The sequence below is a fragment of the Deltaproteobacteria bacterium PRO3 genome, assembly GCA_030263375.1.
Taxonomy (GTDB): Bacteria; UBA10199; UBA10199; order DSSB01; family DSSB01; genus DSSB01.
On sequence record SZOV01000107.1, the window covers coordinates 1 to 10,308 of the forward strand.

At 63.1% G+C, this 10,308-nt stretch carries 9 protein-coding genes; 2 read left to right on the forward strand and 7 right to left on the reverse strand.

Translation table 11 applies throughout. From position 1 onward, the window contains the following. Together FBR05_13105 and FBR05_13110 are read right to left on the reverse strand one after the other, a co-directional pair. The coding region (locus tag FBR05_13105) for a hypothetical protein (protein ID MDL1873117.1) at window positions 1–1,420 on the reverse strand (1,420 nt) is incomplete at its 3' end. A gap of 17 nt (window positions 1,421–1,437) precedes the next feature. Then, window positions 1,438–3,243, reverse strand: a complete 1,806-nt coding sequence (locus tag FBR05_13110; protein ID MDL1873118.1) for a hypothetical protein — start codon at window positions 3,241–3,243, stop codon at window positions 1,438–1,440. A 326-nt stretch (window positions 3,244–3,569) separates the two neighbouring features. Between FBR05_13110 and FBR05_13115 the strand changes: the two genes are divergently transcribed. Continuing rightward, a complete protein-coding gene (locus tag FBR05_13115; protein ID MDL1873119.1) occupies window positions 3,570–4,040 on the forward strand; it encodes a tRNA (cytidine(34)-2'-O)-methyltransferase in 471 nt (156 codons plus the stop codon). Here the strand turns inward: FBR05_13115 and FBR05_13120 are convergent. The 4 genes from FBR05_13120 to FBR05_13135 all read right to left on the reverse strand — a co-directional run bounded on the left by FBR05_13120 (window position 4,037) and on the right by FBR05_13135 (window position 7,895). Next, the gene (locus FBR05_13120; protein MDL1873120.1) at window positions 4,037–4,483 is read right to left on the reverse strand and encodes a hypothetical protein; all 447 of its coding nucleotides are present in this window, start codon (window positions 4,481–4,483) and stop codon (window positions 4,037–4,039) included. The genes FBR05_13115 and FBR05_13120 overlap by 4 nt on opposite strands. Window positions 4,484–4,640: 157 nt before the next feature. Next, on the reverse strand, window positions 4,641–5,441 hold the full coding sequence (locus FBR05_13125; protein MDL1873121.1) for a hypothetical protein: 801 nt from the start codon (window positions 5,439–5,441) through the stop codon (window positions 4,641–4,643). A gap of 14 nt (window positions 5,442–5,455) precedes the next feature. Then, the gene (locus FBR05_13130) at window positions 5,456–6,457 is read right to left on the reverse strand and encodes an NAD-dependent epimerase/dehydratase family protein (protein ID MDL1873122.1); all 1,002 of its coding nucleotides are present in this window, start codon (window positions 6,455–6,457) and stop codon (window positions 5,456–5,458) included. Window positions 6,458–6,521: 64 nt separating this feature from the next. Continuing rightward, window positions 6,522–7,895 (reverse strand): hypothetical protein, encoded by a 1,374-nt coding sequence (locus FBR05_13135; protein MDL1873123.1) that lies wholly within the window; start codon window positions 7,893–7,895, stop codon window positions 6,522–6,524. 997 nt (window positions 7,896–8,892) lie between these two features. Between FBR05_13135 and FBR05_13140 the strand changes: the two genes are divergently transcribed. Next, window positions 8,893–9,516, forward strand: a complete 624-nt coding sequence (locus FBR05_13140; protein MDL1873124.1) for a hypothetical protein — start codon at window positions 8,893–8,895, stop codon at window positions 9,514–9,516. Between the two features lie 172 nt (window positions 9,517–9,688). Here the strand turns inward: FBR05_13140 and FBR05_13145 are convergent, their stop codons facing one another. Further along, window positions 9,689–9,979: a hypothetical protein gene (locus tag FBR05_13145; protein ID MDL1873125.1), complete on the reverse strand. Its 291-nt coding sequence runs from the start codon at window positions 9,977–9,979 to the stop codon at window positions 9,689–9,691. Between the last annotated feature and the right edge of the window lie 329 nt (window positions 9,980–10,308).

Here is a 10,308-nt window from a genome sequence, read left to right on the forward strand (position 1 = left end):
AATCCAGGAAGACGGGAAGCAGGGCGCCCATCTCGCAGAGCTGGCGCGCGATCGACGCCGCGCCGGCGTCCTCGGCCAGGCCCAATTGCGCGCGGAGCTCGGCGGCGAGTTCGGCGTCGCTTTCCAGCGCGCGCGCGGCGCGCCGCAAGGGGCGGCCTTCCGCGTCGCGGGACAGGACGGCCGCATAAGGTTCGGCGCCGCGATGCGCGCGGAGGTGCCGGGCGACGGTCTCGGCGTCGCGCAGCATCTCTTCGAAGACCTCGCGCCGGCGGGACGCGTCGCCGAGGTTTCCGGAGTAAAGGTTCGAGAGGCCGCGGCGGAATTCCTCGTCCGCGTCATAGCGCCGCTGCAAGGCCGCCGTCAGGTCGCCGCGGCGCTCGCCGAGCTCGGCGAGACGCTCGATCAAGGTCCCCGCGTCGGCGGCCTCCAGGCCGGCGCCGAGGTAGACGCCGGCGACGAGGTTGAGGGCGGCCCCCTGGCGCTGGGCCGTCGGCATCTCGCTCTCGGCATGCGATTGGGAAAAATCCACCTGATAAAAATAGGACAGGGCCTCCAAGCTGACCAGGCTGCGCAGGGACTCGACGTGCTCGCCCGCCGCGTCCCGCGGCATGGACTGCAGGGCCAATTCGGTGCTGGTCTCGACCAGGAGAGGCAGCGCCCGGCCGCGCCGGTCGGCCGGCATGGCGCGGAACAAGGCGCGTGTTGCCAGGAGCTGGCGGAAGGCCCCTTCGCGGTCGTTGTCGAGCATGGCCAGCTGGGCGCGGACGAAACTCTCGAAATAATCCGGGAAGGGCGGACTGTTCGGGTTGATGGCGCTGCGGATCCGGGTCTGTTCCATGCCGCTCAGCATTTGGTGGAAGTAGTCGCGCAGCAGGTCGCGATCCGCATCGGAGTAGCCTTCTCGCGTCGGTTGGGCCAGCAGGGCGCTCAGCGTGCAGCTGATGTCGAAGAGCATGCGGGTCTTGGTGCGCACCGGCTCGTCCAGCCGCGCGGCGTCTTCCGGCGGCGGGTTGAATCCCGGGTTGGAAATGGCGGTCAGGGCGTCGCGGGCGACCTCGCGGGCGCGGGTCCGGATTCGTTCCTGCTCCGCGGGATCGGTCGCGGACATCAGCTGCGCCGCCAGGAAATTCAGCGCCATCCGGTAATAGCCCGGATTGCCGCGGGCCCGGGAAAGCGTGTGATCGATGGCCGCCGGTAAGAGCGAGAGATCGGGGCTGCAGTCCGTCCGGCCCGCGCAGGCGGCCGTGATCGAGGCCAGCGACTCACGGCCCCGAGCCGAGGCCAGATCCCGGGAACGGCCCACGACCTCGGAGAGGCGGCGCAGCTCCGGGCTGATGCGGATCTCGTCGAGGCGGGATTCGCGCGCGCCGAGGTCGCCGCCGAGCGGCCTGCCGAAAGATCTGAGGAATGGAGGTGTCATCCTTTACCCTTAAAAAATTATTCGTCTCCGCGACCGCGTCCCGCGTCGCCCCTCGCCGGAAAGCGGAACCGGCTGTCGGCCCCGCCCGTCTCTCCCCCGCGCCTACGGCGGCGGCCGGTCGTGGGCTCCGCGAGGGGCGGCGGGGTATAAGCGGGATCGATCCAATGCATGGCCTCGATCGCGAGGTCGCGCGCCGTGTTCCAAGCCGGGGCCGGGTGCGCGCTTCGCTGCTGGATGAAGGCCTCGAGGACGATCCGCAGGGAATTGACGTTACGCGAGCGCAGGCGGCGGTAGGAGTCGGGGGCGCCGCGCAGCTCCTCGAGCATGCCGCGCAGCGCGGCCTCGGCCTGGGTCGGGCGCGTCGCGGAGCGCAGGGCCTGGTAGTGGCTGTAGAGGGCCCGGGAGACCAGCCAGTTGCGCCGCGCCTCCTCCATGGTGCCGAGCAGGGTGTCGAAGCTTCCCTCCAAGCGGCGGAAGTTCTCCTCGAGGGCGGCCGCGCGCTCCGCGCCGATGCGCGGCGCGAGCTCCTCGACGCTCTCGCGGACCCGCGCGAGACGGACCCGCCAAAGGCTGACCTGGGAGGCCGGCGGTTCGGTGCTTTGCGGCTGGCTGCGCAGGACCTGGATTTCCTGGATCAGGGCGCCCAATTGGGCGAGCGGCGCGTCGAGCGCCGCGCGCGCCGTCTCTCCCTCCGAGGCGCGGACGGGCAGGGTGCGCTGGTAGCGTTGCAAGGCGGTCTGAAAGACGCCGAGGTTGCTCAGGATCGAAGGGCCGAAGTTCTCGCCGCTGGATTGTACCAGGAGGCGCAGCTGGTCGCTGTCGTGCAAGGCCTGACGAAACTCGGAAATAAAAGTGGTCAGCTCCTCGACGCTCAGTTCCGGCGGCCGCGCGGTGAGGCGGTCGTAGAGGCTGTCGAGGCGGATGTAGAAGGGCTGACCGGCCTCTTGGCCGATGGCCAGGTCGTTCAAGATCTGCGTGGCGGCGGTGATCTCGGTCTCGAGGGCGGAGACCGAGCCCGTCAAGGTCTGGATCTCGCGCTGCAGGGCCAAGAGGGCCTCGCGGTCGGCGGTTCCCGTCGCGGCGTCGCTTCCGCCGGCATCCGTGCCGGTCGCGCCCGAGGCATCGGCCGACGCGGCGTCACGGCTATCGGCGTCGCTCTCGGGACGCGCGGCGCCGGTATCGGTCGTCGCGGAAACTTCCGGAGTCTCCCGCAGCAGGTCGTCCACCGAGCTCTCCAAGGCGCGCAGGGCCTCGCGGGGGGCGGGCGCGGCCTCGGCCTCGCGTCGCGGGCGCGGGACCTCTTCCTCGGAGCCGCCGGCGCGGTGCCGGCGTCCGACCGGCGGATAGATGTCGAAGCGGAGGCCGAACATCACCTCGCCGCCATTCCAGCCAACGCCGCGGGCGGGATCGGGCATCTCGAAGGCGGGGGTGCTGAAACCGCCGCCGGGCGAATAAAAGAAGCGTGCGAAGGCGGAGATGCCGAAGAAATCCGAAAAGGGGATGGAGGCGGCGATCTCGGCGCCGAAGGTGAAGGCTGCGCCGGAGAGCGGGCGCATCTGGCCCTGGATGTCCTGGCTTTGTCCCAACAGGGCGCGGACGCCGAGCTCGAAGGCGCCTTCCAGGTGGAAATAGCGGTGCGCGGGCCAGATGCCTTCGAGGCGCGCGGTGCCGCTGACATGATCGCTGAAATTGGTGTCGGCATGGAGGCCGAAGCCGAGGAAGGCGTTGGGCCGGTAGCTGAACAGCAATCCGCCGCGCACCGGAAATCCGGCCGCGCCGGCCGCGAGAAAACTCGATTCGAGGGAGAGACGCACGGGAGCCACCGCAGGCCGCTCCGAGGCCGCGGGGGCTTCGGCGGAGGCTCGCGTTGGATCGGAAGAGTGGGGCAGGGACCCCGAGACGGATCCAGGAGGCAAAGGCGGTGTCATTCGACGTCTCCACGCGTGCCCCCGTGGATGGCCGGATTATCGTTCGAAATCGCGATAGGTTGCGTTATAAGGCCGAATTGGGCTACCTAGCCCCTGCCCGGGCGTCGGGACCGGCCCCAAGGGCCGGGCGGAACCGCCCGCAAATCCAGGCGGAGCCTCGCTCCGGCGCCCATCCGGACGGCCGCAGATAGGGCGGATCCCTCCGGTTTGGCAAGGTTTTTATGAACGTCGTCCTCTGCCAACCCCAGATCCCGCCCAATACCGGCAACATCGCCCGGCTCTGCGTCGCGACCCGTACACGGCTTCATTTAGTGAGGCCCCTGGGTTTTTCCACCGACGACGCCCAGCTCAAGCGGGCGGGGCTGGATTACTGGCAGCATCTGGAGATTTTTTACTACGACGACTGGGAGGCCTTCCTCGGCGCCCATCCGGCGGCCGGCCTTTATCTCTACTCGAAGAAGGCGCGACGGCCCTACACGGCGGTGGAGTATAAGGATACGGATTTTTTGGTCTTCGGCTCCGAGACCCAAGGTCTCTCCGAGGCGATGCTCGAGCGCTACGCCGACCGGCTCTGCACCATCCCCATGTGGGGACCGACGCGCAGCCTCAACCTCTCGACCTCGGTGGGCGTCGTCCTCTACGAGGCCTTGAGGCAAGTGCACCGGGGATTCGAGAATTTTCCAGCGGATTAGGATTGAAAGCGCGGCTTGGCGAGGAAGTCGACCGGGACCAGGCTGAGCTGGGTGTCGTCGAAGTCCACGCGGTAGAAGGCGCCGTAGAAGCCCACGAAGTCTCCGTGGCGGAGGTAGGCGACCTGCTGGTGGGCGAGCTTGCGGTAGGTCTTGTTCATCGGGCGGTAGACCTCGGTGGAGCCGCTGCGGCCCAGGTTGGTCAGCCAGCAGCTGCCGTCTTGGTTGACGAGGAGGCCGGCCTGGACCGCCGAGCTGAGCCCGACGACGTTGCGGAATTCTTCGATCTCCAGGAGAAAGTTGGGATTTGCGCTGAAATCGACCGTCACCACCCCTTGGCTCTCGGCCAACGAGATGCTGAAGAGGGATTCTGGGCATTTGGAATCGAAGCCGCCGCCCTGCTCGTGAAAATTCATGGAGTGCATTTCACTTTCTTTCTTTTTCATGTTCCTTCCGCCCCAAAAGACCGGAACAATCCTATTATCGTCGCGCCTGGAGATAAGTTGTCGCGATCCTTCGTCTTTTTTCTAAGGGTCGGAATTTGCCGCGGATTTTTGTACAGGCTATAAAAGAGCCCTAAATTCTGCGTGGATGGGGATGGCTTTATAGGCCTTGGGCGGCTTGGAAACCCTTCATCCGCAGCTCTTGCAGGGTGGCTTGGGCGGAAGCCTCCGAGCCGAGCTTGACCAGGGCCTTTTGCAGCTCGGCGCCCAGACCGGCCGAGCCCGGGCCCGGGAAGACCACCACCGGGGCGCTGGAGACCTTGGCCGATTCGGCCGCGGCGGCCAGGCCCGCCACCCAAGCGGCGCGCAGGCGCATCACGTTGGCGTACTCGAATTGGTCGAGGAGGATGAAGTCGGTTTTTTCGCCCATGCCGACCGCGCGGAGGGCGCCGACCGGGTTGCGCAGGGGTTGGATCGAGAGTTGCAACCCTTGCAGCTGGGGAAACAACTGCTTGGCGACGAAGTCGGGGCTGAAGGGGCGCTGGGAGAGGAGGGTGAGGGTGCCGCTCGCCGGGAGCGCAGCGCCCTTCTTGCCCACGATGAAGTAGCGATCCGTCCCGTCGCCGCTGGGGAGCTGGAGGGTCTTGGCGATGACCGTGGCGCCCCAGCCCGGGGCGTATTGCAGGTAGGCGTCGAGGCTCAGCACCGCGGCGGCGGGTTTTTGCGTCTTGACGAAGTCGAGGCCGGCCTGGGTGTCGGAGAGGTAGGTGACGGTCGCCTCGATCTTTCCTCCGCTGGCCTTTTTGAGGGACTCGGCGAAGGCGTCCAGCAGGGGTTGGGCGGCCTCTTGGCTGCCTTGGCCTCCGGGATAAAAGAAGAGTAGCTTGAGCGGCGCGGCCCGGGCGGCGGTCGAGAAGGCGGTGATCGTGAGCAGGAGCGCGAGCGCGGCGAATTTTTTCATGCGATGTCCTTAGATTAAATTTCCCAGGGCTTGCCCCGTTCCTCGCGGAGGTACCACTCGCAGAATTTCGCGAGGCCCGCCTCGATCTTCACCTTGGGGTCGTAGCCGAAGGCCCGCCGCGCCAGCGAGACGTCCGCGAAGGTCGCGAACACGTCGCCCGGCAGGTAGTCGGCGTGGCGGCGTTTGGCCTTCACGCCGAGGATCTTTTCGAGATGGGATACGAGTTCGAGGAGGGAGACGGTCTGGGATTCTCCGAGGTTAAAGACGCCGAAGCGCGGCTTGCCGAGCGCTCCCTCGATGGCCCAGCGGGTCGCGCCCAGGATGCCCGCGACGCAGTCGTCGATGTAGGTGTAGTCGCGGCGGCTGCTGCCGTCTCCGTAGAGGGTGATCTCGCGGCCGGCGAGCATGGCGCGGGTGAATTTGTAGATCGCGAGATCGGGCCGTTGGCGCGGGCCGTAGACGGTGAAGAAGCGCAGGTTGGCGACGGACATCCCGTGTAGGTGGTGATAGGTGTGGGCGATCAGCTCGCCGGCCTTCTTGGTGGCGGCGTAGGGCGAGATGGGGTGGTCGACCGGGTCGCTTTCGGCGAAGGGCAGCTTGGTGTTGGCGCCGTAGACGCTGCTGGAGGAGGCCGCGACGACGGCGCGGATCTTCAGCTCGCGGGCGATCTCGAGGACGTTGAGGGTCCCCGTGACGTTGACCTCGGCATAGAGCCGCGGGTCGGCGATGGAGGGCTGCACGCCGGCCATGGCGGCCAGGTGGACGACGGCGTCGAAGGGCTCGCGGCTCATCGCCTTGCGCAGGACCTCGGGGTGGCGCAAGTCCCCCTCGACGAACTGAAATTGTCCCGCGCCGGCGGCGAGGCCCTGCACCTGGGCCAGGTTGTGGCGCTTCTTTTCCACGGAGTAAACCGGGGCGAGGTTGTCAAAGCCGACCACGCGGTGGCCTTGGCCGATCAAGGCCTCGGCCAAGTTGGAACCGATGAAGCCGGCGGCGCCGGTGAGAAAGATGTTCAGGGTGCCGTTCATGCGAAGCTACTTTGCGGCGAAAGGGTTTCGCTGTCCACGAAAAATGCCCGACCTATTTCGGCATCTCGCGCGAGAGGCGGGATTTATAGAAAAGCTTGTCGCGATGTTTCGCCTTCTCCATCAATTCCTCCCGAAAGTCCGGATGCGCGATTTGGATCAGGGCCGCGGGCCGCTCCTCGTCCGTCAGGCCGAAGAGGTTGACCGCGCCGTATTCCGTGACGATGTACTGGGCGTAGTGGCGCGGGGTCGAGACGATGGAGCCGGGAGGGAAGGCGTGGACGACGTTGGAGTAGCGCTTGCCCTCGTGGGTCACCGTCGACTTGATGCAGAGGATGCTGCGGCCGCCGGGGCTGAAGAAGGCCCCCGAGACGAAGTTGAGCTGCCCGCCGACGCCGCTGTACTGGCGCTCGCCGATCGCCTCGGAGCAGACCTGCCCCGAGAAATCCACCATGAAGCCGGAATTGATCGAGACCATGTTGCGGTGCCGCGCGATCACCGCGGGGTCGTTGACATAGGAGACCGGCGCCGCGAGGACGCGGCCCTGGTTGTTTCCGTTGCGCTCATCGAGGAAGTCGTAGAGTCGCTGCGAGCCCAGCGCGAAGGCGAAGAGGGTCTTGCCCTCGTGGAGTCCCTTGCGGAGGTTGCTGATCTTGCCCGATTCCATCAGGGTGAGGAAGCCGTTGCTGACCAGCTCGGAGTGGACGCCGAAGTCGCCTAGCTCGCTTTGGGCCAGGTAGCGCGCCACTTGGTCGGGGATGGCGCCGATCCCGAATTGCAGCGTGTCGCCGGAGCGCAGCAGCTTGACGACGTTCTCCGCGATCTTTTTCTCTACCTCGGTGGCCTCCGACTCGGGCACCTCGAGCAGCGATTGGTCGGACTCGACCAGGGCGCTCAGCTCGTCGATGCGGATCTTGTTGTCGCCCAACTCAGGAAGCCCGCGAACCACCGGCATCCGCGCGTTGACCTCGGCGATCGCGAGGCGTTCGGGGTCGCGCGCCGCCTTCAGGAAGGGGACGTAGGCGGCCTCGGCGTCCACGCCGAAGCTCAGATGGCCCTCGGCGTCCATCGGCGAGAGCGTCGTCATCACCACGCGCGGCGGGAAGCTCTCGAGCCATTTCTCGAAGCCGTTGAAGGGCAGGGGCTGGTAGGAAATAGAGAAGCCGCCCTCGTTGAGCATGCGCTCGATGGGGCCGAAGTAGCCGCTGATCGCCTCGATCCTTGGATCGGTCAGGCAGGGGTAGGGGAAGGCGAGCAGGCCCGTGAAGAGTTTCAGCGACTTGAGATTTTTTAGTTCACTTAATTTCGCGAGTAAGGTACGAGGCTGTCCGGCGGCAATGGAGGTGCTGAGATAGTCCTCCGGTCGCAGCTTGGTTAAGAATTCGTCGAGGCCGATTTTCTTTTGAAGGTAGATCTCGGTGGGATTCATAATCAAGAACCTATTTTAAAATTTAAAATTCTTTTATAGAATTTTGATATATAAAATCTAGTTGATTTTTCGGATTCTAGAAAATTTTCTAAGTAAAATCAGCTAGTTGAGGTTGTAGATCCCGGGTGGCACAGAGGATGCAATCTAGTCTTGGCGTGCGTCGCAAAAGACGCCGCTGAGGAAAGAAAAGCTCCTCAGTTAAAACAAAATATAAAGTGTGCCCCCGGGTCGGAGTAGATGGAGAGCAATCGAAGTCTGCTCTGACCTCTTTTTTATCTCCCCTTTTCTAATTCCCCGTGAAGTTGATTTCCGAATATAGCCTTTGAAGGGTTTGGCTCGAAGCGTTTTGCTCATCCTTTGCTTGGTCCTAGCTTTCCCTCTCTCTCCTCTCTCGATACTCCTCCTTCTTTTTTTCGATAAGACGTTTTCGTTTTTTCGTTCTTCGATAAGACGGAGCAAACCCCAGCGCTGTGGACCCCATGCCATAGCATTGCACTACCAACCCCCGCCCCGCTCGTCCGGGGATACCCCTCCGAGGATACGGGGGCTCCCCTCAGGCCGGGGAGCCCCCTCCGCGGAATTTCAAAGGTATATAGGCCTTAAGGTGTTTGAAATTCCAAGGATCCTCGGAGGGGTATCCCCGGCCGGCTGGGCTTGTGCTTTGCCCCGTCTCTCATTACGGTCTCTCATTAACTGATTCTCGGTTGCTCCGTCTGTCACTACTGTCACTAGTTCCTGTCTCACCCTGAGATTTTTCCCCTTCCTCTGGCCCGGTCATAGACAATTCGATGAAATGGCATATATTTCAAAATATAAAAATAATTCTCAAATTTGTTATATATTTCATAATTTAAAAATACATATTTTGTAATTTGATTTTTAAATATAATAAATTCAATGGGTTAATTATTTAAATAGAGTGGCATCGACCTTGCTTATATCTATTTTCACAAGGCGCCCGATGGGCGGAAGGAAAGGAAGGATCGAAATGGAGAACATGATCAAGATCGAAGATTTCCTGAAGCTGAAAGAGCTGGTCGATGCCAACACCGAGACGACCCCCGAGGTCGAGACGGTTAGCGCCCAGGTTGTCGATTTTGGCGCCTTCCGCCAAAAGACCCAACAGAAGAAGGCCCGCCGCGCCAAGGCGAAGGTCCAGGCCCTCGACATGATCAAGGTCGTCCACGGCCTGGTCCGCGATTACGAAGAGCAGATGATGGCCGTCGCTCACCAGCTCGATCCCCAAGAGTGGTCCGAAAAATACTCCACCAGCGCCTTCGAACAGATCCGCGACGACATGCGCCGCCTCGATGCCTTCGTCAATTCACTCCAAGTCGCCGTCGAGATCCACGGCGCGGCGACCTTGGCGGAGGCCTGCGAGATGATCCGCAAGTCGGGCAACGAAGAGCTCGTCATGACCCTCGACTACCTCCTGCAGAGCGATTACCTGGGCTTCCAGGCGATCCGCAAGGTCCTCGAGGCCGTCTACCTCAACGAGGAAAATCACTTCTTCAATTCGCAGTCGCTCTGCGAGACCTGGCAGCAGCTGGCCGCCGCCGGCTTCAACCACAGCATCGAGCCCATCGCCGCCCTGTGCTTCCAAGAGGCCCTGGCCATCTAAGTTAAGGAGCGCTCGCTTTGAAAAATCCTTGGGAAATTTTAGAGATTTGAATCCGCCGGTTTTAGGCGAAGTTTTGAAAATTGGTTGGGAAAAAAGCAGGGCGCACCCTAGGGTGCGCCCGCTTTTTTTGAGGTTCATTGGTATCTAACCGGAGTTTCCTGGCTAATTCGGCCTAACAGTCCGCCGGATCGATCACGCAGGGATGGACTTGGAGAGGCGGTGGGGCCACTTGGTAGGTCGGTGCCTCATACACCTGGATTTCCCCGGCCGGGAAATAATGCGGGCCGTCGTCATCCTCGTCGTCGGTGGGTGCCGGCGATGGGATCGGGTTTTCCGGCACCGGCTGCACCGCCGGCGGTTCCACCTCGGTGATCGGAGGAAGATCCCCCTCCGCCATCCCGTCGGCACAGGCCGTCGGCAGCAGACAGAGCGAAGCCAAAATCAGCAAGTTTCTCAGTTTCATTTGCATCTCCTTTATTCCAGGGCATTGAGTGCCAACCCTTAGCATTACAAAGGCGATGCCAAATGACTCATTACTGATTTCAAGGGATTAGCTGGCAGTTTGCGAAAGAATGGAAAAATGGAAGCGGGAGGCGCTTCCAAAAATTCCACTTTTCCACGGGGGGGAGGGGGTTGGGAAAAGCGGGACGCACCCTCGGTGCGCCCCGCATTCGGTTGGAATCAACGGGCTTCGCAGCAGAATTTACCGTCTTCGTCCGAGTCGCCGCAAATCAGACTGCCGTCCCTCGAGCAGAAAGTCTGGTCGTTAGGATCACAGCTGATGCAGTTCGG

Coding starts and splice junctions, on each gene's coding strand:
- FBR05_13115 (MDL1873119.1), top strand. CDS start 3,570: ATGAACGTCGTCCTCTGCCAACCCCAGATCCCGCCCAATACCGGCAAC.
- FBR05_13120 (MDL1873120.1), bottom strand. CDS start 4,483: ATGAAAAAGAAAGAAAGTGAAATGCACTCCATGAATTTTCACGAGCAG.
- FBR05_13125 (MDL1873121.1), bottom strand. CDS start 5,441: ATGAAAAAATTCGCCGCGCTCGCGCTCCTGCTCACGATCACCGCCTTC.
- FBR05_13135 (MDL1873123.1), bottom strand. CDS start 7,895: ATGAATCCCACCGAGATCTACCTTCAAAAGAAAATCGGCCTCGACGAA.
- FBR05_13140 (MDL1873124.1), top strand. CDS start 8,893: ATGATCAAGATCGAAGATTTCCTGAAGCTGAAAGAGCTGGTCGATGCC.
- FBR05_13145 (MDL1873125.1), bottom strand. CDS start 9,979: ATGAAACTGAGAAACTTGCTGATTTTGGCTTCGCTCTGTCTGCTGCCG.